The sequence below is a fragment of the Dyadobacter sp. AC419 genome (assembly GCF_979253085.1).
Genome location: NZ_CEEDCD010000003.1, coordinates 23,045 through 49,127, shown reverse-complemented (window position 1 = coordinate 49,127; position 26,083 = coordinate 23,045). Strand labels below are relative to the sequence as shown.

16 protein-coding genes are annotated in these 26,083 nt (G+C 47.2%); 5 read left to right on the top strand and 11 right to left on the bottom strand.

Features of this window, described 5'->3' with window-relative positions; genetic code table 11:
- Positions 1–14: 14 nt before the first annotated feature.
- The 5 genes from AC0IYG_RS00505 (at position 15) to AC0IYG_RS00485 (ending at position 6,570) form a co-directional block, all read left to right on the top strand.
- Positions 15–1,802, top strand: a complete 1,788-nt coding sequence (locus AC0IYG_RS00505) for a DUF885 family protein (RefSeq protein WP_471709080.1) — start codon at positions 15–17, stop codon at positions 1,800–1,802.
- Between the two features lie 50 nt (positions 1,803–1,852).
- Entirely contained in the window at positions 1,853–3,280 is a 1,428-nt protein-coding gene (locus tag AC0IYG_RS00500) for an APC family permease (protein ID WP_471709079.1), read from the top strand.
- 177 nt (positions 3,281–3,457) lie between these two features.
- The gene (locus AC0IYG_RS00495; protein ID WP_471709078.1) at positions 3,458–5,008 is read left to right on the top strand and encodes a M20/M25/M40 family metallo-hydrolase; all 1,551 of its coding nucleotides are present in this window, start codon (positions 3,458–3,460) and stop codon (positions 5,006–5,008) included.
- A 15-nt stretch (positions 5,009–5,023) separates the two neighbouring features.
- Positions 5,024–5,584, top strand: a complete 561-nt coding sequence (locus AC0IYG_RS00490) for a M61 family metallopeptidase (RefSeq protein WP_471709077.1) — start codon at positions 5,024–5,026, stop codon at positions 5,582–5,584.
- Positions 5,585–5,616: 32 nt separating this feature from the next.
- Complete coding sequence (locus tag AC0IYG_RS00485; RefSeq protein ID WP_471709076.1) at positions 5,617–6,570, top strand: M61 family metallopeptidase; 954 nt, start codon at positions 5,617–5,619, stop codon at positions 6,568–6,570.
- Positions 6,571–6,584: 14 nt separating this feature from the next.
- Here AC0IYG_RS00485 and AC0IYG_RS00480 read toward each other — a convergent pair whose 3' ends face one another.
- The 11 genes from AC0IYG_RS00480 to AC0IYG_RS00430 form a co-directional block, all read right to left on the bottom strand.
- Positions 6,585–7,037, bottom strand: a complete 453-nt coding sequence (locus AC0IYG_RS00480; RefSeq protein ID WP_471709075.1) for a GNAT family N-acetyltransferase — start codon at positions 7,035–7,037, stop codon at positions 6,585–6,587.
- A 61-nt stretch (positions 7,038–7,098) separates the two neighbouring features.
- On the bottom strand, positions 7,099–7,341 hold the full coding sequence (locus AC0IYG_RS00475; protein ID WP_471709074.1) for a type II toxin-antitoxin system TacA family antitoxin: 243 nt from the start codon (positions 7,339–7,341) through the stop codon (positions 7,099–7,101).
- A gap of 674 nt (positions 7,342–8,015) precedes the next feature.
- Positions 8,016–8,156, bottom strand: a complete 141-nt coding sequence (locus AC0IYG_RS00470; RefSeq protein ID WP_471709073.1) for a hypothetical protein — start codon at positions 8,154–8,156, stop codon at positions 8,016–8,018.
- Positions 8,153–8,614: a DUF6934 family protein gene (locus tag AC0IYG_RS00465; protein WP_471709072.1), complete on the bottom strand. Its 462-nt coding sequence runs from the start codon at positions 8,612–8,614 to the stop codon at positions 8,153–8,155. Before AC0IYG_RS00465 ends, AC0IYG_RS00470 begins: the two co-directional genes overlap by 4 nt.
- Before the next feature lie 65 nt (positions 8,615–8,679).
- Positions 8,680–10,065 (bottom strand): aminopeptidase P family protein, encoded by a 1,386-nt coding sequence (locus tag AC0IYG_RS00460; RefSeq protein ID WP_471709071.1) that lies wholly within the window; start codon positions 10,063–10,065, stop codon positions 8,680–8,682.
- Between the two features lie 84 nt (positions 10,066–10,149).
- On the bottom strand, positions 10,150–11,733 hold the full coding sequence (locus AC0IYG_RS00455) for a RagB/SusD family nutrient uptake outer membrane protein (RefSeq protein ID WP_471709070.1): 1,584 nt from the start codon (positions 11,731–11,733) through the stop codon (positions 10,150–10,152).
- A 23-nt stretch (positions 11,734–11,756) separates the two neighbouring features.
- A complete protein-coding gene (locus AC0IYG_RS00450) occupies positions 11,757–14,747 on the bottom strand; it encodes a SusC/RagA family TonB-linked outer membrane protein (RefSeq protein WP_471709069.1) in 2,991 nt (996 codons plus the stop codon).
- 67 nt (positions 14,748–14,814) lie between these two features.
- Positions 14,815–18,333, bottom strand: a complete 3,519-nt coding sequence (locus AC0IYG_RS00445; RefSeq protein ID WP_471709068.1) for a PVC-type heme-binding CxxCH protein — start codon at positions 18,331–18,333, stop codon at positions 14,815–14,817.
- An 84-nt stretch (positions 18,334–18,417) separates the two neighbouring features.
- Positions 18,418–20,739 (bottom strand): S9 family peptidase, encoded by a 2,322-nt coding sequence (locus AC0IYG_RS00440; RefSeq protein WP_471709067.1) that lies wholly within the window; start codon positions 20,737–20,739, stop codon positions 18,418–18,420.
- A 201-nt stretch (positions 20,740–20,940) separates the two neighbouring features.
- The gene (locus AC0IYG_RS00435; protein ID WP_471709066.1) at positions 20,941–22,104 is read right to left on the bottom strand and encodes an NRAMP family divalent metal transporter; all 1,164 of its coding nucleotides are present in this window, start codon (positions 22,102–22,104) and stop codon (positions 20,941–20,943) included.
- Positions 22,105–22,117: 13 nt separating this feature from the next.
- The gene (locus tag AC0IYG_RS00430; protein WP_471709065.1) at positions 22,118–25,966 is read right to left on the bottom strand and encodes a hydantoinase B/oxoprolinase family protein; all 3,849 of its coding nucleotides are present in this window, start codon (positions 25,964–25,966) and stop codon (positions 22,118–22,120) included.
- Positions 25,967–26,083: the final 117 nt, after the last annotated feature.

Genomic DNA, 26,083 nt, shown 5'->3' with positions numbered 1-26,083 from the left:
TTAATCAGACCTGGATGAAACTTTTCAACCACAGAACTTTCTTGTGCCTTATTTTCCTGATAAGCGCAGCGATTTTTAGTCCAAAAACTTTTGCCCAAAGCAAATTTAACCTCTACGAACAAACCAGCGAAACAGCCGGCCTCATCATTCAATACGGGCAGGACACCCGAGCGATCCGCTCTTTTTACTCGCCTATGGAGCGCGGACGAGGCGGTTTCGGCGCGCCTAGCAGTGTCCTGAATTCACCCGAACAACGGAAGCGCCTTCGCGAAGTCGATCAAAGTTATCTGGATAAGCTCACCAAGCTCGATTTCAATACGATGAGCATTTATGGAAAAGTGGATTATATCTTGCTAAAAAGAAGCATTGAGGATGATTTGCTGACATTATCCAAAGAAGAGAAAGAATACAGTGCGGTAAAAACCTATTTTCCTTTTGCGGATAAAATCTACGCATTGGAAAAAGGCCGGAGACGCGGCGCAACCGTTGACGGACAAGCAGTTGCGGGTCAGCTGAATGATATTTTGAAAGAAGTAAAAACAGCATCCGACGCATTCAAAAAAACAGAAAGCATTGATATGCCGCTGGCAGAACGCGGCCAAGAGGCGGTAACTGGATTAAAATCCAGGTTAAAGAGCACTTACGATTTTTACAAAGGTTATGATCCGATGTTTTCATGGTGGGTTCCAGAGCCTTACGAAGCCTTGGACAGCGCTTTGAATGCTTATGCCAAAACAATCAAAAGCAAAGGCAAGCTTACCACAACGCAAAAGGACGACAACAGCGGCATTAAGGGCGTTCCCATCGGCCGCGATGAGCTGATCCGCCAGCTGGATGCAGAAATGATCAGTTATACGCCGGATGAATTGATCGATTTGGCCAACAAAGAATTTGCATGGTGTGACAAGGAATTACTGAAAGCATCGCAGGAAATGGGTTTTGGGAATGATTGGAAAAAGGCGCAGGAAAAGGTTAAAAACAGTTACGTAAAAGCTGGAACCCAGCCAGAACTGATCCTGAAACTCTACGACGACGCTAAAACATTCATCACCGCCAACAACCTGATCGATTATCCAGAAATCGCTGACGAAACCTGGGGAATGCAAATGATGACGCCTGAACGACAGCTCATTAACCCGTTTTTCCTGGGCGGTCGCGACATTATCATTTCCTATCCCACCAACACCATGCAGCACGAGGATAAGCTCATGAGCATGCGCGGTAACAACCCTTATTTTTCAAGAGCCACTGTGCATCACGAACTCGTGCCGGGGCATCATTTGCAATATTATATGAACAGCCGTTACAAGGCTTACCGCAGCGAATTCAGGACGCCGTTTTGGACGGAAGGCTGGTCGCTTTACTGGGAATTGCTGCTGTATGACAAAGGTTTTGCCAAAACGCCTGAGGAGCGGATCGGGATGTTATTCTGGCGGATGCACCGTTGTGCACGGATTATTTTCTCGCTCAATTATCATTTAGGCAAATGGAGCCCGCAGCAATGCATTGATTTTCTGGTGGATCGGGTGGGTCACGAACGCGCGAATGCAGAAGGCGAAGTGCGCCGGTCGTTCGAAGGCAGTTACAGTCCGCTTTACCAGGTGGCTTATCTCATCGGCGGCTTGCAGATCCTGAGCCTCAAAAATGAACTCGTCGACAGCGGAAAAATGACATACAAGGATTTCCACGACGCCATTATGAAGGAAAATAATATGCCCATTGAGATGGTAAGGGCCACATTAATCAATCAGCCCGTGACGCGCGACTTCAAAACAAAGTGGAAATTTTATAGTTTCAAATAAAAGCGTACTTTAAGAGTTGAAACCTGCCTTTTTTAACCTAAAAATCTTTTATGTCAGTAGAATCCGTCCCGGAAAAAACCGCATTTAAACCCTCATTAGGTCTTGTAGACGCAACCATGCTCGTTGCCGGCAGTATGATCGGATCGGGTATTTTCATCGTAAGCGCGGACATTACGCGCAACACCGGGAGCGTGGGCTGGCTCATGTTTGTGTGGTTAATCACCGGTTTTATGACGCTCACGGCGGCACTGAGTTACGGCGAGTTAAGCGCCATGTTTCCCAAAGCCGGCGGCCAGTATATTTATCTCAAAGAAGCCTATAATCCGCTGATCAGCTTCCTGTATGGTTGGAGTTTTTTCACCGTTATACAAACCGCTACAATTGCAGCCGTTGCCGTGGCTTTTGCCAAATTCACAGCTTACTTATTGCCCCAGTTCAGCGAAGACATTGTGGCCGTCGATCTCGGATTTTTACAAATAACGCCCGCCCAGTTACTGTCCATTGTCGTCATTGTGTTGTTAACGTTCATCAATACACGCGGCGTCAACAGCGGCAAAATTATCCAGACTACATTCACGTTAACTAAGCTTTTAAGCTTATTGGGATTGATCGTTTTCGGCTTACTATTTATGAAACCTGAGATCTGGGCTGCCAACTGGGACTCAGCCACCATGTGGGACATGCATAAACTGAACGTCGACGGAAGCATTGCATCCTACACCACGATCGCAGCTTTCGGAGCCATAGCCGCATCCATGGTGGGCTCGATTTTCAGCAGTGATTCCTGGAATAATGTAACTTTCATTGCTGGCGAAATCAAGAATCCGCAGCGTAATATCGGACTCAGCCTTGCGCTGGGAACCATCATTGTGACGGTGATTTATTTGCTAACCAATGTCATGTACACTGGCGTTTTGTCCTTGCAGGAAATCGCAGCCTCGGACAAGGACCGCGTCGCCGTAACCGCTTCCCACGTCATTTTTGGCACTTCGGGAACGATCATTATTGCAGTAATGATTATGATTTCAACATTTGGCTGTAACAACGGTCTGATCATGTCAGGCGCTCGGGTTTACTATTCAATGGCCAAAGACGGACTGTTTTTCAGCAAAGTAGGACAGCTTAACAAGAACTCCGTTCCTGAATTCGGCCTTTGGATTCAATGTGTGATCGCATCGCTCTGGGCCTTGAGCGGAAAATATGGTAATCTGCTGGATATGATTTCGTTCGTAGTGGTTGTATTTTACATGCTAACCATCGTCGGGATTTTCATCCTAAGAAAAAAGAGACCCGATGCGGAGAGGCCTTACAAAGCATTTGGCTATCCATTTCTGCCAATCATTTACATTATAATGGGCCTCGCATTCTGCATTCTGCTCATCATTTACAAGCCAGAATATACATGGCCAGGATTGATTATAGTGCTGCTGGGGATTCCAGTTTATTATATCATTGCTAAAAAAGAGATTAAAGCTTAGAATTTAAGATTGCCAGAATTAAAAGCAATCTAAGCTCTGTATTCTAATTCTTATAGCTTGCCGGGGGCTTAAGCCCCCGGCAAAAGAGAAATGAAGAATTGAAAAAATAAATTAAAGAAATCTATCTCAATTGATTGCCGGGGGCTTAGGCCCCCGGCAAAAATATAATCAGCTCCTATGAAAAAGATATTTTATTCATTGCTATTCTGTCCTGGGCTTCTTCTTGCTCAGGAAATGGATCAGGCTGCCATCGCCAAAATCCGAAAGGAGGGCATGGAAAATTCCAAAGTGAAAGAAATTGCACATCAGCTGACTGATGTTTCCGGCCCGCGCCTTACCAATTCTCCCGGCTTTCAAAGAGCTGCGGAATGGTCGGTGAGTGAGTTGAAAAAGTGGGGTTTGCAAAACTCGCGCATTGAAGATTGGGGCGAATTTGGAAAAGGCTGGCAGGTTGAAAAAAGCTATCTGGCGATGACCAAGCCTTATTATATGCCCTTTATAGCTATTCCAAAAGCCTGGACTTCCGGCACAAAAGGGACGATAACAGGCGAGGTTGTGGTCGTGAACATTCAGAATGAAGAAGATCTCAAAAAATATGCGGACGGAAAACTGACGGGAAAGATCGTTTTGGTAAAAGGCAATGCCGACACCGATCCATCTTTCAAGCCTGACGCAGTGCGCTATACAACGGAAGATTTGGATAAAATGACCAACTCACAGCCGTTCGGTCAAAGCAACTTCACACCCGAACAAGCCGAACGCATGCGCACCATGCGCAGTTTCCGCAGCCGGGTAGTCAGCACCATGAAAGCCCAAAATATCAGCCTCGAACTCGCAGGGAGATCAGGAAAGCACGGCACATTCTTCACCAGCAACGGCGCATCCTACAAAGGGGATGCACCCTTAGCCGGGCCCGCATTTGAAATGGCACCTGAGCATGCAGGACTGGTGGCAAGACTCATTGAAAGTGGCGTTCCGGTAACATTAGAAGCGGAATCAAAGACTTCATTTTTTGACAAAAAACTTACAACCGGCAATGTAATCGCCGAAATTCCCGGCACTGATCCCAAACTAAAAGACGAGGTGGTTATGCTCGGCGGTCACCTGGATTCATGGCATTCAGCAACCGGCGCGACGGATAATGCTGCGGGTTGCACGGTCATGCTCGAAGCCGTGCGGATTTTGCAGGCATCCGGCTTGAAACCCAAAAGAACCATTCGCATTGCGCTTTGGTCGGGTGAGGAGCAGGGATTACACGGCTCACGTGCTTATGTCAAAAACACGTTTGGCGATCCGCAGACCATGAAATTTTTGCCGGCACACGAAAAGCTTTCGGCTTACTATAACATTGATAATGGCACGGGACGAATCCGCGGAATTTATCTGCAAGGAAACGAAGGCCCAAGAGCGATTTTTGAAAAATGGCTGGCACCGTTTTCCGACATTATCGATCATCCGACCGTCACTTTCCGCAACACCGGCGGAACGGATCACCAGAGTTTCGACGCCTTGGGATTGCCCGGTTTCCAATTCATTCAGGATGGCATTGAATACGGTTCTCGAACGCACCACACCAATATGGACACGTACGAGCGACTTGTCATGGATGATTTGAAGCAAATGGCCGTCGTTGTTGCCGCATTCGTCTATAACACTGCACAACTGGATCAGAAAATTCCAAGAAAAGATCTTCCCAAAGCAAAGACAGCAGCGGGAGTCGGCCGATAACCTCAAAAAACACCGATGAAATTACTAATCTGCTATCTCTCCATAGCAACCAGCCTCGCTTTTGCCCAGAAGCCGATGAAATACGCCGTGTCAATGGATAACCCATCCAGCCACACGTTTCACGTAACTTTAAACTACGAGCCGGAAAAGGCAGATAGTCTGGTTTTAAAATTGCCCGATTGGACGCCAGGGTATTATCAGTTAATGGATTACGCATCTAATGTCAATGAGTTCAAAGTTAAAGATTCCAATGGCAATGCCATAGATTGGAAGCGTTCGGGCAAAACCGGCTGGGTGATTTACACCAAAAAAGCAAGCACATTAACCATCGATTACGACGTAAAAACCACCCGGAAATTCGTCGCCACCAGCTATCTCGACAGCGCACATGCTTACATTACGCCTGCGAGCATGTTTATGTATCCGGATCAAAAGATTGATACGCGGGCAGAAGTGGCGATCATTCCTTATAAGGATTGGCACAATGTAGCAACTGGCCTGGATTCCATTCCTGAAAAAGCAATTCACCTATTCCGCACCGGATCTTCGACATTCTATACGACAGCCCGTTCCTGATCGGAAACCTCGAAGAACTGCCTGCATTCAAAGTGAAGGGCATTCCACACCGGTTTATTGGCTATAAATTAGGTGATTTTGATAAAGCCAAATTCATGACCGACATCAAGAAAGTCGTCGAAAAGGCTTCCGCTTTAATCGGCGATATTCCCTACAAACATTACACATTCATCGCCATCGGCCCCGGGCAGGGCGGCATTGAGCATTTGAATTCTACCACAATCAGTTTCAGCGGAGATCAGTTGAATTCGCGGGGTTGGGAAGGAATGTTGGGCTTCATTACGCACGAATATTTTCATCATTATAACGTAAAAAGAATCCGTCCGATAGAGCTCGGACCATTTGATTATGAAAACGGAAGTCGCACGAATATGCTCTGGGTTTCGGAAGGCTTAACGGTTTACTATGAGCCTATTATCATGAAAGAAGCCGGCCTCATCACCACCGAAAAAATGCTGGAATCTTACAGAAGCCACATTGCCGAAGTAGAAAACAAACCCGGCCGCCTGCACCAATCCCTGTCCCAGGCCAGTGCCCAAACCTGGTCCGACGGCCCATTCGGCCGAACCGGCGAAGGAGCCGATCAAACCATTTCCGTTTACCGAAAAGGCCCCATCGTCGGCCTCCTCTTCGACTTCGCCATCCGCCACGAAACCCAAAACAAAAAGTCCCTCGACGACGTCATGCGGAAACTTTACAAAGATTTCTACAAATCCAAAAAACGAGGCTTCACCGAAAACGAACTCCGAGAAACGATCACAAAAGTAGCAGGGAAGCCGCTGGACGAGCTATTCACTTACATTTACACAACCGCTGAACCGGATTATAAGAAGTATTTTGGCTATGCGGGATTGGACATTGAAACAGAGCCTAAACAAGTTGCAGGAAGTGATAAGACGGTGAAGTTGTTCACCATTATGCCGATGAAGAATCCTACGAAGTTTCAAAAGAAGGTGTTTGAAGGGTGGAGTAGAGCAGGATTTTAGAGTAGATAAAAAACCTAATTTATGTAGGAGGATTTGATTGTTTTCATTGGTAGCAACATTTTGCCAGTGCCTGAAAGCAGGATAAATCCGTATCGCTTATAAAAACTTTTTGATTGATCGTCAATCGGATCTACAACCAAGGCCAGTGAACCGACTGATTCGGAGGTTTCAACACTTCTTCTAAGCGCATTCATCAACAGAGCTTCACCATAACCCTGACCCTTGATACTATTATCGCAAGCTAATCGTCCCAGTACAGATTGTCGGCAGCGTTTCTGGTAAGATGGAGGTAGCTTTTTTGCTAACTCTACGGGGAGCATTTCTTTATTTACTGCACTTGCTGAAAGTGTATAAAAACCTTTAACCACATTGTTATCATCAATCAGAACAAAACACGCAGACAAATCCCTATTTACATCTTGCTTTGCTTGCGTTTTTAGATAGTTATTGAAGCAGCGAATTTCCACAGTCAAAATCTTTCTTTATATGCTCATTCAGCAACCTGGTGATCAGATATCTCATTATCATTTATGAATTTTTGATAATTCTGCATCGTCTTTTATCAGGTTTGCATTGGGGGCCGGAGGATTCAGTATGGCATTGACAAAAATCTTCGTATCTCTCAATAGTTCGAAGAATGTTGTTGTTTTCCATAATAATTTTGTTCGCTTCTGTCTTCACACAAAATACGATAAACTCAGACAAGCTTTTAAATCCGCTTAATTCAGAAGCGTATTTGATCAATTCCTTATGTTCTTTACTAATTCGCACATCAATTCGATCTTTAAATGGGAGTTTTCATTTGCGTGAGGTCATTTAGTATGGTGCTGTAAATGTACGGGAATTGTACGTACACATGCAAGTTTTATCGCAATGATCCGAATCTCTCGATAAGCGAAAAGAAGCACTCTTTTTGCTTTTTCCACCAAACCCAGTAAGTTTACAGCGTCCAATTTCCCGAGTAAGCTGTTAATGCGTCGTCAACATTCGTCGGCACTTATAATGCTGCGTACACCAATGAACGGTGTCGTAACTACCGTAATGGTTTGAACACCATTGCCTTACTCGGGTTGGACAACGGCAAGTGCGGCACTGTTTTTTGCAACACAAAACGTCCAATAAAGAGTAAGATGCACACATCAAAAATCGAAAAATCCGCCAGAGTGCAGCCGAGGAGCCGCCGAGCAACTATCTTAACCAAGATGTTGACCTGATCGAAATCGAACGGATGCTCAATGAAATGCTCCGACATTATCTCCGCCCAACAGATGAATGGAATCTTAGCCGTAAGTATGCGTTGCTCGCACTGGATACGAGCGAGGTGCTTACGCGGTTGTTGAAGGAGATTGGGGATTATGGGAAGAGGAGTAAGCTAGGGTAATCAAAAAAGACGCATCAATGTGGTGCGTCTTTTTGATTTACTTTATTATTTGTTTTTAAGCTTTTTAAAAATCTGGTACACCCGCTTGGGCTAAAATCTCGTTTGCCCTTTTTAGCTTTTCTGGGAAGAAATTCTGCCCCTTGAATTTTTTCAATGAGTTGTCTATAATGACAGTTACCCCCTTACTTGTTGTATGTGTTTTCATAATGTGTCGTCGTTTTCTTTTCTCGTTATCATAAATGCTTCATATGTCTTTCCAACTACAAAATATTCCCAGTTTCCTTGATAGTTATAACCAAATATAGCAAAATGCTCAGAGATTTCTGATAGGTTATTGGTGATTCCCATTCTATATAGCCTTGTTCTGGCAGCGGTACTTCCAGAAGCCATGATCCATGCTGCTGGATGTATTTCCGTAAACGTGTATACTGTGGCAGCAACAGTCGCTAAAATTTTGGCACTATCTCCATTATTTGTTACAGATATGTCGTTCATGCTGCCAGTTTCAGGATCATAATCGCCGAACCCTAGATTGTAAACATTTTCGGAACCAGTTTCTGTATACAGGACAATTTTTTGAACTAAACCTTTCGACCCTTCACTTTTAAACTTAAAAACCCAGAAGGAATCTTCTGTTTTGCAGACATATTTAGAATGTTTCATTTTAATAGTGTGTTATAATTATTCCGCAAAGCTATCAGGTTTCCGGAATAATTATAACATCTTGATCACCCCCGCAAAGCCTCAATCCCTTTCACATCCTTCACCAATTCCTTCCCCAACACCCGATTGCCACCTTCCGTAATCACCAAATTGTCCTCCACCCTAATCCCCGTAAAATCCCTGAACTGCTCCAACTTCCCATAATCAATAAAGTCAGAAAGCTTATTCTCAGCCTTCCAGCGATCAATTAGTGTAGGGATAAAATATAGCCCTGGCTCGACGGTGATTACAAAACCAGGTTCTAACGCGCGGCCTAGGCGAAGGGATTTCCAGCCGAAGGTGGTGCCTTTGATGAGGTCTTCGGTGTAGCCTACGTATTGTTCGCCGAGGTTTTCCATGTCGTGGACGTCGAGGCCCATCATGTGGCCGAGGCCGCATTGGAAGAATAGTGTGTGGACGTCGTTGGCAAGGGCTTCTTGTGGGTCGCCTTTGATGATGTCTACGGATTTCAGGCCTTCCAACAATTTCATTGATGCTAGTGCGTGGACGTCTTTGAACAAAACGCCTGGTTTGCAGGCTTCAATCGCTGAAACCTGTGCATGGAGCACGATTTCGTACATTTCTTTTTGAATGCTGCTGAATTGCTTTCCGGCCGGAATGGTGCGCGTGAGGTCGCCGCAGTAATGCATGGCAGTTTCGGCTCCGGCGTCGCATAATGCCATTTGTCCGTCGTTGATAATGCGGTCACGGGCGTGTGTGTGCAACGTTTCTCCGTTAACTGTCAGGATGATCGGGTAGGAGATGTCGCCGCCTTGGGCAATGGCGATGCTTTGTAATCTTCCTGCAATGGCTTTTTCGGTCATGCCCGGACGCGTGGTGCGGATGAATTCCAGGTGCATGTCAATGGACGTGTTGACGGCTTTTTCGATCTCGGCAATTTCCTCAGGCGATTTGTAAGAACGCATTGAAACAATGGCTTTGATCAGCTTCCCGGAAGCGCGTTGCGGCGCCTCGGCAGGGTTAATTTGCAACCATTCCTGCAACTGCAATGTATGCTCACCGCGGTAGGGAGGCAGAAAATGCACTTCCTGTTTCCGGTTCTGAACATCACGCAAATAGCTAGAAATCGACGAAAGTGGTTTCACTTGCGTCACGCCAATTTTGGCAGCCTTTTCAACAAGCGGTTCCTGGTAACCGGTCCAGACAATGTCATCAATCGTCAGTTCATCGCCAAAAATGATTTCCTGATCATTATCAATGTCAATAACCGCATGAATGGAAGCCGTATCCAGCCCGAAATAATAAAGAAAAGTGCTATCCTGGCGAAATGGATAAACATTATCCTTGTAATTCATCCCCGACTCATCATTGCCGAGCAGAAGAATAAGGCCGCTCCCCACTTTCTGTTTCAAAGTCTGGCGGCGTTGTATGTAGGTTTCTTTTGAGAACATGGTCATAATGTTAAACAAAAAAATCCTGCTCACCAACAGTGTCGGGAGCAGGAGCTTATTACCTAACCTTGTTTAAAGTTTTTGTTAATAGCCTGGGTTTTGTTTCAGGTTTGTGTTTTTGTCCAGCTCTGTTTGCGGGATCGGGAACAGGGCGCGTTGCTGGGCGTTGGGGCGATGGTTGAACCATTTTTTGGTTTCGTATATACCAAACCGTATCAAGTCCTGGCGGCGGTGCGCTTCTGCTGCGAATTCCCAGCCGAGCTCATCCAAAAAGCGTCCGAATTTCACATCGTCTCCGCCCTGGCGCTCTGTAATCGTGCCGTCTGTGGCTTGGTAACCGTAATTATAACGACTGCCTTTTGCCAGATCTGCCGCAGTTACGGTTGCTTTTGCAGGGTTGGCTTTGAATGCGCGTTTGCGGACTTCGGTTACGATGGTCGCTGCTTCGGCGGCTTTGCCGGTGCGCAAAAGTGCTTCTGCTTTGATCATCATGACATCGGCATAGCGAAGCAATGGGAAGTCGTTGTCCAGACTGCCGGTTGCATTAGGCTTGATTTTGTATTTTCCAATGCGGTAACCGTCTGTTGAAGCCGTTTTTTCAATGCTTGGGACAGTTTTGGAATAAGTGATGACGACTGCGCCGGTTGTTGCGTTCTTTTGCGGGCCCATTACCCAGGTGTCGGCCAGGCGGCTGTCTTCGGCGTCGTAAGTATCGATAAATTGTGGCACGGCGCAGTTTCCGCCCCATGGACCTGCATTCATCGGATACACAGTGCGGCTCAGTGGGTCGAGCGTTTTCATGTGGATCTGGTTGCCGGTTCCGTAAATTTCATCGTAAGGAATCGCGAAAATGATCTCTTTGGAATTGAAATTAGTCCACGTGAAAACATCCGAATAATTCGCATCCAGCACATATTTACCGCTTTTGATCACATCATCCGCTTGCTGAATGGCTTTTTCCCATTCCGGCGTGCCGGTGTAAACTTGCGCGTTCAAATATATTTTTGCCAAAAGCGCTTTCGCACCCCAGCGGTTGAGCTGACCGTAAGTCGTCGACGCATTTTCACTCAGGTTAGGCATCACTTCAAGCAATTCTTTTACCACAAAATCATACACTTCCTTACGTGTGTTTTGTTTTGGTAAATTAATGTCCTTGAAATCAGTCACAATGGGCACATTGCCGTGGTTATCGAGTAAAAGATAGTAAGCCAATGCGCGCACGGCTCTCAACTCAGCTTCCACTTCCACTTTGCCTGCGGTCAAAGGAATTTCGCCTTCTGCAATTTGAGATAAAACCCTGTTTGCCGTGGTAATGCTGCGGAATGAGCTTTGCCATGCGTTTTCGGGTTGCCATTGCAGGGAAGTCCAGGTGTGCTGGTGCATCCGGCGATAGGTTCCGCCGTCGTCCCAGCCATTCGGGCGAACGGGCGTAACGATGGCATCGGCTGCTTCTTCCTGCAAGTCAAAATAGCCCTGCCAGCCCAGCATTAACCCGCGAAGGGACGAATATACGGGCGCTACGATCGCTGGAAGGTCTTTTTCGGTTGGCTGGTAAGTGCTCGACAACACTTCTGAATAAACCTGTTCTTCGAGGTCGGTGCAGGAGTAGAGCGTGGCCGCACCCATCATGGATGCGAGGACGATGTATATTTTACTTTTATTGATCATTTTTTCAAAAAGTTTGCTGTGGATCAGAATGTTACACTAAGGCCTGCTGTGAATGTCCGGGTCGTCGGATATTTGTCGCGCTGGTCACTTCCCGGGGCAAAACCCGTCATGTCTACGCCTTCCGGGTCAACGCCGGTGTAGCCGGTGATCGTCGCCAGGTTAAGGCCCGAAACGAAGATGCGGGCGTTTTTCAAGCCTTTCAAAGTGGGCAGCGTGTAGCCAAATGTGACGTTGTCGATTTTCCAGTAATCGCCTTTTTCAATGTAATTGGAAACATAAACAAGCTCATTATTAAGCACTTTGCCGTCGATCGGATCGTACGCCGTTTTCAGCATATTATAAGCCTTGTTTCTTGTGTTGTTATAAAACATGCTCTGAAAGTTCAGAATGTCGAATCCAAACGCGCCGCGCATGTTTACAGCCAGGTCAAAGTTTTTGTAACGAACCGAGTTGTTCCAGCCTACATTGTGCTTTGGAATTCCATTTCCATAATACTGGCGGTCTTCCGGTGTCGCATTAGCAATAGGAATCACCTCGCCATCTTTGTTTTCAACCAGCCAGGCACCTTTTTCATCAATGCCTACACTTTTCCAAACAAAAAACCGTCCGATAGGCTCGCCCACTTTCACGCGGTGCGTCGAAACCTGGATTGGCTCGCCTGTGTAACCTGCGTCAAAAAAGTCATTATCCGCTTCAAACTGGTCGTTGGAAAGACTTACGAGCTTGTTCCGGTTTGTAGAATAAGTGAATCCGGTGTTCCATTGGAAATTAGCAGTCTGAACAGGCACAATGTTCAAAAGCACTTCCATACCCTCGTTTTTCATCGTTCCTGCATTGATTAACATCGAACCGATCAGGTAAGGAGGCACGGGAACGGGGAAATTGTAAAGCAAATCCTTCACTTTACGACTGTAAAAATCGACCGAACCATTGATCCTGTTTTTCAGGAAACCAAAGTCCACACCCGCATTAACCTCTTCTTTTTTCTCCCAACGCAAGTCCGGGTTGAAGTTACGCGCCGGCACGAATCCCGGAACCCATTTTCCACCGATAAATGCACCTTCTGTACGCGTAAAATTGTAGCTGATCTGTGACAAATAAGGATCACCCGCAATGGTTCCCGTCACACCGATTCCCGCTCTCAACTTAATTTCAGAAACGCCTGAAAGTCCTTCCATAAAGCGCTCTTTGCTGATTCTCCAACCCACAGAAGCGGCCGGGAATGTTCCCCATTGATTGTTAATCCCAAAACGCGAAGAACCTTCGCGACGCACGCTGGCCATGAACAGATATTTCTCATCCATGCTGTAAGTCAACCGGCCGAAGAAACCGGCAAGCTGCCACTTGTTCTTCGTGCTCGACATGCCTGCTTGTCCTTTTTGCAAAGCGCCGCCCGCGCCGAGGTTATTCCAATCGTAAGCATCCGTTGGGAAATCCCAGTTGCTGGCGCTGAAATCCTCATAAGTTGCGTCCTGCCAGCTATATCCGCCGAGTAATGTAAAACGGTGTTTGCCAAATGATTTAGCATAATTTCCGGTAAATTCCAGCAGGTTTTCGTTGTTCGCACTCGTGCTTCTGAATGCAGTTGCATTTTGGTTGCTAAGGCGTGTTGCCGTGTGGTTGAACGTCGTAGAGCCGCCTTCCAGATTGCTGTTTTGAACATTAGAAACCAATAATTTGAAATTCAAATCGGTAATCGGCGCGTAATCCAGACTTCCGCTCATCCGCATTTCTTTAAACTTCGCTTCATAGTTGGATTCATTCAAAAGGGAAACCGGGTTTTCATAAAAATAACCGTCCCTTTCCTGCCAAGCGCCTGTTTCGGTTCTCACATTGTCCGTCGGGTTGCGGATCATGGCCTGCCGGTAAGCGTAACCATAAGCGGCATCATTATCGGCTGGCGAAACGGCTCCGTTGGACGACGTAATGCGGTTAATGATCTGAATGTTGGTTTTCAACTTATTATCAAACATTGCGTGATTCAAATCGGCACGGCCTGTAAAACGGTTTTGACCTGATCTCAAAAAGATCCCTTCCCAGTTCCTGTAATTCACAGAACCCGTGAAGTTTGTCGTGCTGTTGCCACCGAAGAATGTCAGATTATGGTTATGGCTGACGGGTTTTTGCATGATTTCGTCCAGCCAGTCGGTGTTGCCGCCGTAATCCGTGTAATCAATGCCTTCGCTGATTTTCTGACGGTAATCGTCACCGGTCAGCAACTTTGGTCTGCGCGCAATGGTCTGAATGTTCACGTAATTGGAATATTCCACCGTCGAGCGCGTGTTGTTGCCGCGGTTCTTCCGGGTTGTGATCAGGATTACACCGCCGGTTGCGCGTGTTCCATAAATCGCAGCAGCAGAACCATCTTTCAAAACGTCCACAGATTCAATGTCTTCGGGCGCAACCGTGTTCAGGCCGCCGGGAATTCCATCGATTAAAATCAACGGGTTTGAAGTTCCGTTGATTGAGTTGATTCCTCTCAGGTTGATCTGGGTGTTGGAAGTTGGCGAGCCGCTCGGCGTGGTGATGCGCAAGCCGGCCACTTTTCCCTGGATCAACTGTGCAGCATCGCGAACCGTTCCTTTGATAAAATCCTCGCGCTTAATGCTCGCAACCGAACTCGTAATGTCGCCCTTTTTCTGGGTTCCATAACCGATCACGACCACTTCCGTAAGCTGCTTCTGGTCCGAAGCCATTTCAATGTTGAAATCGTTTTGGGTGCCCACCACAACTTCTTGGCTGGTGTAGCCAATGTAGCTCAAAATCAGCGTTGCATCCTCAGGAACGGTCATTTTGAATTTTCCTTCGGCGTCCGTTGCAGTTCCTATCGTGTTATTTCCTTTTACAATAATGGTCACACCCGGGAGCGGATTTTTGTCTTCCGCTGAAACCACTTTTCCGGTAATCTGGCGATCGGCTGCCTGTGCATGGGCCGGCAGGACGAGCAGCATCGCTACGCTGCAAAGCAGGTAACAGGCCACTTCCTGAATAAGTCTAGATAATTGTTTATTCATGTGTCAAAAGTTAGATGGTGATAAAATTTTAGTTAGCTGGGTTACTTGGCTTCTTTATTGGACGGGGTCAACGTGACCCGTTCGACTCAACTTTCATAATTCCATTCATAATCCGCCAATGGCCCGGGACGGTGCATAAAAAAGGATAATCGCCGGGTTTTTCGGGGGCAATGAAAACAAGCGTCGTGCTTCCTTCCGGACTGATCAATTCAGTGGAATGAAGGATTTCGGGCATTTTTGGAATGTAATTCAGTTCAATGGCATTGCTCTCACGCGCCAGCAAATCCGCAGCCGCGCCCACTTTTTCCAGACTTCCCGGAGCAGCAATAAGCAGGTTATGCTGCATAAAATCAGGATTAGTGAAGCGTATGGAGACTTTTTGGCCGGGTTTTACGGTAAATATCTTTTTATCAAATTTCATTTCATGCTCAATCACTTTCAGGTTGATCGTCACGGGCGTGCCTTTGCCTTTTCCAATCGTTTCCGGCTTGCTAACCGGCGCTGTTGCGGCCACTTTTTTCTCTGATTTATCTTTCGAAACCTGGTTCAGCTGCATTGTGCTTTTCACATCCAGCCAGCCTCTTAACCTGAAATTTTCTGGATAATCGCCCACACGGTTTTCGTCGCGCAAGTCGCGGCCGAGGCGGATGTCATCGGGGTTGAATGGTTTGGTAAAAAGCGATGCTGCTTTGCCCTTAACTGGCGTTTCATCTTCAATGGCCAATGTCATTTCACCGCCTTCGGACAATGTTGCAACGGCATTGAAGCGCTCAGCAGGCAATGTTTGGTTGGAATGAATGTCATAAGCTTTGCCGTCCTGTTTGATCAGCCAATGCAATTTTCCCTCATTCATATAAAGACTGTAACCGTTCTCCTTGTTGCCTTGCGAGGCCACAACGCCCGATAATGCTTCGTCGGCTTTGGTAATAATGGCCTTAATGGTGATTTCTTTGTTGGTAATGTCCGGTGGGAAAATCGGTGGCGACCAGAGATTGAGCACATAAGTTTCCTGCACCAATCCGCGCTCAATGCGGGCGGTTAATGTGGAGTCTTTCAGCTTAGCAGCTGCATTTTTAAACCCTGCTTCGTGCTTAATGACACCTGAGAAAATCGCCTGCTGCAAATATTCATCCGCCGCATTTTCCGAATCCTGACCGGCCAGATAGAGCATTTTGCCAATTTCCTCGGAAGCCGGCAAATCAGTTAATGCTTGAATCGCTGCGAGGCGCACTTTCAGATCCGGATCGTTCAAAGAATTCGTCCATTTCAATGCAGAAAGCGTTTTATCGTTTCTTGGCAAGAGCTTCACCGCATTCTTGCGAACGCCCGCAGCCGGATGCCGCACCGCACGAACCAGCGTGTGATATGCCTCCTCGTTTGAACCATCCAGCGCGCCCAATCCCTGCAATGTCCAAAGCGCATGCACGGCAGGACTGTTCAAGCCAATTTCATCCACAGACTGATCATTAACCAGCTTAATCAGCTCAGGAACCAGTGTTTTGTGCTTCGCTTCTACGATCAATCGCTGTGCCGTGGTGCGCCAGAACATGTTGTCGTTTTTCAATGCTGCTAAAAGCCCCGCGGGATCATTTTTATCCAGTTTTACCGGTTGATAAGGTTTTGCATTTTTATAAACGACCCTGTATATACGTCCATGCTTGTTATCCCGCAACGGATTAATGTAAGCATTGCCTTTTCCATTTTCAAAACCACGCGGCGTAGGGTTATGCTGAATGATGAAACTATACCAATCCGCCACCCAAACTGCCCCATCCGGGCCCACTTCCGCATGAACGGGCGAAAACCATTCGTCCGAGCTGGCCAGCAAATTGAAACCGTTTTTCTCCTTATAACCCGCGCCATTTGGTTTTAACATGGCCTGGTAAAGCAAGCGGCCCGTCGGTTCGCAGACAAATGCGGTTGCATTCCAATATTGTTTCGGGAAATTCCTAGCCGTGTAAAGATTATGTCCCGCCGCCGCCGTGAAGCCGCCGTGAAAATCCACCTGACGCAATGCAGGCGTCATATAATTCATATCATAATGCGAATCCAGCTTGTAAACGGTGTTGCCCGAGCCGTCGGCAACGGAGCGTTTGACATATTCCAATGGCATCGCGAAATGTCCGCTGTAATTGCCGTTAGCCGTTGAAACAAATACTTCAAAATCCTCCGAAAAGCCCAATCCCCACGTGTTATTGGATGTCCGGCCAATGTATTCCAGGTTTTTGCCATCGACATCAAATGTATAAATGCCCTGACTGAAATTCACCGGCTTGTCGTTCACCGTCCCGCGATAACCCGCATAACCCAGCACGCCCCAAATCTTGTTATCGAGGCCATATTTCAAATTGGACGGTCCGGCGTGCGTATCGCTTTTGCCCCAGCCGCTGATAATGTTTTCGCGAATGTCGGCTTTGTCGTCGCCGTTGGTGTCTTTGAGGAAAATGAAATGTGGTGCTTGGGCTACGATCACGCCGCCGTTGGCAAATGTAATGCTGGTCGGAATGTTCAGCCCGTCTGCAAAAACGGTAAACTTATCTGCCTTGCCATCGCCGTTGGTGTCTTCGCAAATCTTGATCCGGTCCTTTCCGGTTCCGTCTTCCGTTCTGATCTCGTTGGGATAATCTTCTGTTTCAATGATCCATAAGCGGCCTTTTTCGTCCCAGGCCATGGCGATAGGTTTCACAATGTCGGGTTCGGAAGCGAATAATTGTAAATCAAAATCAACCGGAACCTGGATCAATTTTGCAGATTCCGCAGGGGAAAGCGGCAGCTGGAACTTTGGGGCAGGATCGCGTTTTTCGTAATTCGGAACGTCGGCATCTTTGAATTCTGGTGTGGGCAGTTTTAAGCTCGCATAGGCAGCTTTTGCATCATCATTGACAGCCCATAACACACCATTCAGCACCAGATCGTGAAATCCTTTTTGCTTCCAGGTGCGTTCGTCGTGGCCATATGCGGTGTAAAACACGCGGCCTTTTCCCTGCGTCCGCACCCAGGTCCAAGGCTCGCGGTGCGTCCCTTCCACACGTTCCTGCAAAATGTTAATGTCCGGATTAATCTTCGCATGAACATAAGTTTCATCCCAGGTCTCAAACTCCTTCAAACCCGCCATCACCGGATGGTTTGGCTGCGTAATTGGCGCTGTGAATGTGCCGTATTTATGCGTGCTGAACTGCGCACCGACTGCTTTGATATACCAATCAGAATTTTGAAAACAAAAAGAAGCTGCATGCAAAGGGATCAATGCTTTCCCACCTTCCACAAAATCTTTCATTGCCGTTTCCTGCGCCGGTGAGATCACATTATGGTTCGCATAGATCATTAAGCCATCGTATTTTGCCAGATTCTCTGCATTCAAAGCATTCAAGTCCGAAGTGTAGGTCAGGTTAATGCCTTTTTGGAACAGCGGATGCGCCAGCATCGAGAAGAATTTTTCCGAATAATGGTGCTTGCTGTCATGCCCCAGAAACAGGATTTCAATGCGCCGCCCTTCGCTGGACTTTACTTGAACGGCCGTTCCAGATTTCAGTGTACAGCTGTTGATGAAGATGAAGCAGGTTAGTAAAAGCAGTAATTTTCTCATTATAAAAGGGCAAAGTTTTCCTGTTTGGATTATTGCAATTTTTGCAATCCATTACACCGTTTCCGGGCTGACGTCTGTTATGTGTTACTGTGGCGTTAGGTCTGTTTTATTCCTGCTCGGAGGCGTTACCCCCAATAATTTGTTCACAAAAAAGTCCCTCTTTTTCCTTCTTCCGTAAGTTCCGCCGTCGCTGTGGCCCATGCCCGGCACCACCAGCAATTCAAAATCTTTATTTGATTTAATCAATGCATCCGCCACGCGGTAAGTCGATTCCGGCGGCACATTCGTGTCGGCTTCACCCACTATCAGCAGCAAGTCGCCCTGTAATTTTGCGGCATTGGTAATGTTGGATTGCTCGTCGTAATGCTTGCCAACCGGGTAACCCATCCATTGCTCGTTCCACCATTGTTTGTCCACTCGGTTGTCATGACAGCCACAAGCTGAAACCGCTGCATCGTAAAAACTAGGGTGAAAAAGCAATGCACCGAGTGAATTCTGGCCACCCGCTGATGTGCCATAAACGCCCACGCGAGACGAATCCACATAAGCATATTGTGCCGCTAATGCCTTCATCCACGCAATGCGGTCAGGAAAACCGGCGTCTGCAAGGTTTTTCCAGCACATATCGTGGAATGCTTTCGAGCGGTTAGCCGTGCCCATGCCGTCCATTTGCACGACGATAAATCCAAGCTCGGCAAGGCTCTGCATTTCACCATAATAACGGAATGCTTTGGGCACAAACGAATCCTGCGGACCCGCATAAATGTTCTCGATGATCGGATATTTCTTCGTCGGATCAAACTTGCTCGGGCGATACACGATGCCCCAAATATCGGTTTGACCATCGCGGCCTTTTGCCTTAAAAATCTCCGGTAACTTGAAGCCCAGCGACAAATATTGCGAAATGTCGGCCTCTTCCAGTTTGGTAACCAATGAGCCGTCCGCCGTTTTCCGCAGCTCGGAAACCGGCGGGCTCATCATCGTTGAGTATGTATCAATGTAGTAAGTGCGGTCAGGCGAAAATGTGAGTTGATGCGTTGCTTTGGCATGATCGGTCAATTTTACAAGGCCGCTGCCGTCGAATTTGATTCTGTAATAATGAATGTGATAAGGATCTTCATCCGCATTCATGCCGCTCGCCCGAAACCAGACTTCGCGTTTTTGTGTATCAATGCTGTCAATGTCGCGAACCACCCAATTGCCCTTTGTAATCGGGTTTTTGATCTTGCCCGAAAGCTCGTCCACCAGATACAAATGCCGCCAGCCGTCTTTTTCCGATGACCAGATAATTTCGTGCTTTTCAGGTTGGTAATGCGTGTAAATGAGGTTTTGGTAAATAAATGTCTCCGTTTTTTCATCAATCACATTCCGCGTTTCACCCGTCGCCACATCCACATCAATCACCCGGAAACGCTGGTGCCCGCGGTCCACTTTTTCGTAAGTAAAATGCGTGTTATCGCCATGTCGCCAGCGAATAACCGGCGCTTCGAAAAAGTCGATAATGTCTGATTTTACTTTCGTAACCTGTTTGTTCTCAACATTCACCACAAACATTTCGTAAGACGTAAATTCATCGCCGGGTTGCGCATAACCGCGCGTTTTAACCTCGCCACGCGTCGTGTTTGGCAAGGACGACATAATGATGCTGATCTGCCGCTCTTCATGCGGCGTAATGCGGTAAGCAACCAGATATTTTCCATCCGGCGACCAGCTCAGTTCGCCAAAAGGTTTCAGCGGATTTTCCTCGAATGTGAGCTGCTGAGCGTCTTTTTCTTCTTTTTTGGTTAAATAAATATTCCCGTTTCTAATGATAGCGGTCAATTTTTTATCCGGCGAAATGCTGTCCGCCCGGAATGGCCTCCAACGACTTCTTGCCCGCGTCCAGCCTATTTCTTTGGGACGTTCGAGAGGCAGTTTTTCAAGCTTTTTTGCGGTTTTTGTTTTGGTATTAAATGCAAACCATTTGCCCGTTGTCTGTACAAAAAGCGTCTGGTTTTTTGGATCTGAATAAATTTCGCTGAGCAGCAATTTGTCAGCCGATAAGGTAGAATCCAGTGCTTTTGAAAGTGCGCCTGCGAGTTCTTTTTTATCGAGCGGACTCGTCTTTTTACCCGTTAACGTATTGACAAAAATGTACTCGGTAAGGCTGTCTTTTAATACATTTCTATACCAAAATGAATGTCCGTCGGCCTGCCATGTTGGCTGGATCGAGGCTTTCAAAACTGTGCCTTTCGTCACCGAGTCCATGCGCTCCATGTGCTTGTATGAAGCACTGATTTCAGAAGCATCAGGATGATAAGGTGCCAATGCAGGCTGCTGAGCCATACTTTTGTGAGAAAGTAAGGAAAGCAGGGAGCCGGCAAAGACGGTCAGCAGTTGAAGCTTTTGACTGGTAAATTGCGCCATACTAGGAATGATTATCTTCAATTTCGTATGGGTAAAATTACCTTTATGGCAAGCAATAAACTTCGTGGTATTTAGCTCCTTTTTTACCGATATTAACTTATTTCGATGTTAGATTTTGCTTTTGGGTTAAAACAGCAGATTTAATTCGGGATATGTGCAGAAGTGTAAAATAAACGACGGTAGGCCCACCGGCTCGCTAGGTTAATAGATTCCGATTGCTAAGGCCGTCATGGCCGCAACCACAAGCCAGCCCATCACGAGCAGCGCGCGCGAATGTTTATACGTTCCCATCAGGCGCGATTTTCCGCTTGCAATCAGCAGGATAGCCAGCGCAACGGGAAGCACAAAGCCATTCAGCGTGCCGACAAAGACGAGCACTTTCACCGGTTTGCCAATAACTGTAAATACAGCAGTGGACGTGGCAATGAAAATAATGGTCAGTGGAGCGTGGTGTTTTTCCAAAAACGGATGAAACGAACGGACAAAAGAAATGGAAGTGTAAGCAGCGCCAACCACAGAAGTGACGGCCGCGCTCCAAATCACGAGACCAAAAATCTGCCGTCCGGCTGACCCAGCGGCTTGTTCGAAGATGGAAGCGGTGGGATTATCGGGATTAATGGTCGCGCCGGACATCACCACGCCCAAAGATGCCAGGAAGAGCAAATAACGAATCACCGTTGTAATCAGAATGCCCGTTGCGGCGCTTCTGTTCACTTCCGGCAGCGACGCTTCGCCCCTGATCCCGCTATCGAGCAACCTATGCGCTCCCGCAAACGAAATGTATCCGCCAACCGTCCCGCCGACCAATGTTACTGCGGCCATCGCATCAAATTTTTCGGGCAAAATCGTGTGATGCAGAGCCGCAACCAGCGGTGGATGCGACGTAAAAGCAACATATAAGATCAAAACGATCATTAATGTGCCGAGTACGCGGCTGAAAATATCCATCGCTTTTCCCGCTTCTTTGAACAGGAAAATCCCGATCGCCATGCCTGCGCTCAGCACCGCGCCAACTTTTACGTTCAAACCTGTCATTGCTTCCAGGCCCAAACCGGCTCCGGCGACATTGCCAATGTTGAATGCAAATCCGCCGAGGACGATCAGAAACGCTAATAGGAAGCCTAATCCCGGAAACAATGCATTGGCCAGTTCCTGAGCGCGCTTGCCTGAAACGGTGATGATTTGCCAGATATTGAATTGCGCACAAAGGTCGATAATGACCGTGAGGAGAATGATGAAGCCAAAACTCGTGGCGAGCTGCTGTGTAAAAACCGTCGTTTGCGTCAGAAAACCCGGGCCGACTGCCGAGGTCGCCATCAGGAATGCTGCGCCTAAGAGCGCTTTGGAGGATTTTGAACTCGCCATTTTATATTAATTTTTAACCAAATCCTCCGCCACCGGGCGTTTCTATTATTAAAATATCACCCTTCTGAGCTTCCAGGCTGCATATTCCGGGTAACAATGAAGTTTCACCATTGCTTATCAGTGTGTGCACACCGCATTTTCCGTCTTCGCCGCCATTCAGTCCGTAAGGTGCGTATTTTCTGTGTTGTCCCAATAATGTGAGCTGCAATGGTTTGACAAATTCGAATTTTCGCACGATGCCATCGCCGCCGTTGAATGTTCCTTTTCCACCGGAATTTATTCGGATGCCGAATTCCAGCAAACGCACCGGATACTTGCGTTCCAGCTGCTCAGGGTCGGTAATGCGCGTGTTGGTCATGTGCTGGTGCACGGCAGAACGACCGTGGAAGCCCGGCCCGGCGCCGGTTCCACCGCCTATGGTCTCGTAATAGCCAAATTGTTCGTCGCCAAAAAGGAAATTATTCATCGTTCCTTGGCTGCAAGCCGCCAATCCGAATGCTTTAAGCAATGTATCCACCAGCCGCTGGCTCACTTCCGTGTTCCCGCCAACCACGGCCGGACATTGGAAGGGATCATCGGAAAAATTGGGATGCAGGAAGCTGTTATCCGGCAAAATAATGTCCACATGCTTCATCAGGCCATCATTCAGCGGAATTTCTTTGTTTACCAAAAGCCTTAACACATACAAAATCGCGCTGTACAGGATCGAAATGTTTGCATTCAGGTTGTTGGGATGCACATCCGAAGTGCCTGTAAAGTCAAAAACCTGCTTTTCGACGGTTATAGAGACTTTCACCTGAATGCGATGGCCGTCATCGAGAAATTCGGTTGCTTCGAAAGTTTTGTCTTGCAACGGAATTAATGCGGTTTGCAGCTGCGCCACGGCATTTTCTTTCAGTAACCGCATGTATTTGCGGACGGTTTCCAATCCGTGCAAGTCCACGAGCCGTAACATTTGCTCGCTGCCTTTTCTTAAAGCAGACAATGCGGCGATAATGTCGGCTTCATTGGACAGGAAATGCCGCGTAGGATAGGCGCCTTCCGTGAAAAGTGCGCGGATGGTTCCCCATTGAAATACATTGTTTTTAATCAAATATTGAGGCAAAATAACGACGCCTTCCTCAGCCAGACAAGTGGCATCCGGCGGCATGGAACCAGGCGTTTTTCCTCCAACTTCGGCATGATGCGCACGGTTAATGACGTAACCAATGCAAGCTTTATCATCCGTAAAAATGCCCGAAATCAATGTAATATCAGGCAAATGCGAGCCGCCATATTTGGGATGATTCGTAATAATCACATCGCCGGGACCGATCTCAATCGCTTCTTTCACCAATCTCCCGCAAATGCCCATGCTGCCCAAATGCACCGGAATATGCTGCGCATTCACCAGCAACTCGCCATCCTGGTCCAGCAAAGCACATGAAAAATCGAGCCGTTCTTTCACATTCACCGAAAACGCAGTCCGCTGCAATTGCACGCCCATTTCGTCCGCAATGGATTTGAAACGATTGGTGAAAAGCTGCAATGCAACTTCCTCGCTTTGTTTTTCGGCAGTAACGTTGGTTTCCGAAATTTTAAAAGCAATCGCGTCTTTGCTGCTTTGAATGATCAGTTTCCAGTTTCTCGGGATGTAGGCGGTGGAAGTGTCGTTTAATAAAATCGCTGGGCCGGTGAGTTGGTCGCCCGCTGCAAGTTTGTCCCATTCAAAGAGGCTAGCAGCATTATTAGCGTCAGGTTTTTCCGTTTTAAAAGATTTTGTTTCAAATAAAGGCGTTACACTTCTTATTGCATCCGCTGAATTTCCGTCCTTAATGATCATTTCCAGCGCAATAGGAGCCATTTTCTCCTGAATCATCAGTTTCAAACTTTCCAATTCAATGATCAGGTTTGCTGGAAAATAGCCGAATTGCGCCGTGTAAAGTTTCTCGAAAACATTCAATGTTTCAGCGCCTTCATAGCTGACTTCAATTGTATTTTCCTGTCCGGCAAAACGGAGAAAAACGTAGCAAAAGGCAGTTTCGAATACATTAACGCCCTGATTTTGCAGTTTTGCAACGCCTTCCTGCAACAATTCGTTTTTCCAATCTTCGATTTTCTCCGCCGAGTCTTTCCAGGGAAGCAGGATTTGTTTGGAAACAATGGTGCTGATCAGCGCCTCGCCCATGCCCACGGCGCTGAAAAGTCCGGCGTCGTAAGGAATGATAACCGTTTGAATATCCAGCAATTCGGCCAGCTGGCAACTGTGCAATCCGCCGGCGCCGCCAAACGTAATTAATGCAAAATCAGCCGGATTAATGCCTTTTTCAACTGAGATTTTTCGGATCGCATCAGCCATTTTCTCATTTGCAATTCTTTCCAGCCCGGTTAGCAGTTCCGAAAACGAAAGCACATTGCCTGTATGCGATTTAATGCTTTTTTGCAAATCATGAAGCGCCGCCAGCGCTGCATCCGCACGAACGGGAATGCCAAATTTCGAAGCATCCAGTTTGCCCAAGAGCAGATTCACATCCGTAATCGTAAGCGGCCCGCCCACGCCATAACACGCCGGCCCCGGCGAAGCCCCCGCACTTTCCGGCCCGACTTGCAACGAAAATCCATCAAACCAGCAAACCGAACCGCCACCCGCGGCAACAGTTTCAATCGCCAATGTCGGGTTGTGGAATTCAATGCCATCAATTTCGGTAATGTATTTCAGCTCCGGGCGCCCATCGATCAGCGCCGTATCCGTGCTCGTTCCGCCCATATCGAATGTGATCAATTTGGGGAATCCAAGGCGTTTCCCAGCATTGGCTGCCGCCACCATGCCACCAGCCGGGCCACTTAATAAGCTGTCTTTGGCCCGGAAACCGCTGACTTCGGAAAGGCTGCCCGTGCTGGTCATAACTTTTAGGCCGCTAGGGCCGAGCGGATTGCCGCCCAACGAGTTATCGCCCAACGAATTGCCGCCCAGCGAATTGCCACCCAGCGGAGTGCCGCCCAACGAATTTTTAATGTTAGTCAAATATTGATCTAAAACGGGATCGAGATAAGCATTCACTACGGCCGTTTGCGTGCGGCGGAGATAATGGGAGAAGGGGAAAAGCTTGGAAGAAACGGAAATGTATTTAGCCCCGTTCTCTATAAATGCTTTTTCAGCCAGGAGCTCGTGTGCATTGTTTTGGTACGAATGCAGCAGCGAAATGGCAATGGAATCTGCGTTTGCCGCAGATGCTAATGTTGTTAAATCTGCCGCGTTCAAATCCCGGATCACATTTCCCGAAGCATCCAATCGCTCATCAATTTCCAAAACTTCTGAATAAAGTAATCTTGGTTCAGGAATATCTAGTTGAAATAGGGAAGGGCGTTGCTGGTTGCCAATGTAAAGCAGGTCTTTAAAACCTTTGGTGACTACTAATAGCGTCTTGGCTCCTTTTCTTTCTAGTAATGCATTGGTTCCTCTCGTGGTGCCGAGGCGCATTTCGAGCGGTGGCAGAGTTTCGGTCAGTTTGGTTTGGGTCAGTAATCGCGCTGCCAGAACAGGCGCTTCTTCGCCACTGAATATTTCAAAATCGGTGCTTTGAGCAAATGGAAGATCATTTTCGAGCGTAAATGTTTGATTGGAAGAATCAAAAGAAATGACTTTGCTGATCAAACCATTTTCCAGCAACCGCAATGTATAACCTTCTAGCAAACCAGCGTCAAACGCCCAGGAAGCTGCATATTGAAAAGTGTTATCGGCCAACTTCCCAACAATCCGTCCCCGCACGCAGCCAGAGCTCAGCACTTTCAACCTCGTTTTATTTCCCACCAGATCAACAGCCAGACAATCCGTAAAAGTCCCGCCCGTATCCACCCAAATCTTCCAAAAAGAACCACCCATTTTTCCCAATCCAGCCAAACCAAAAAAGAAATGTTAAGCTCCAAAATAGGGGAGATTTGAAATAAAACCTATGGTTACGAGAAAAATGGCTTCGCTTTGATTTTTATGTAAGTTTGG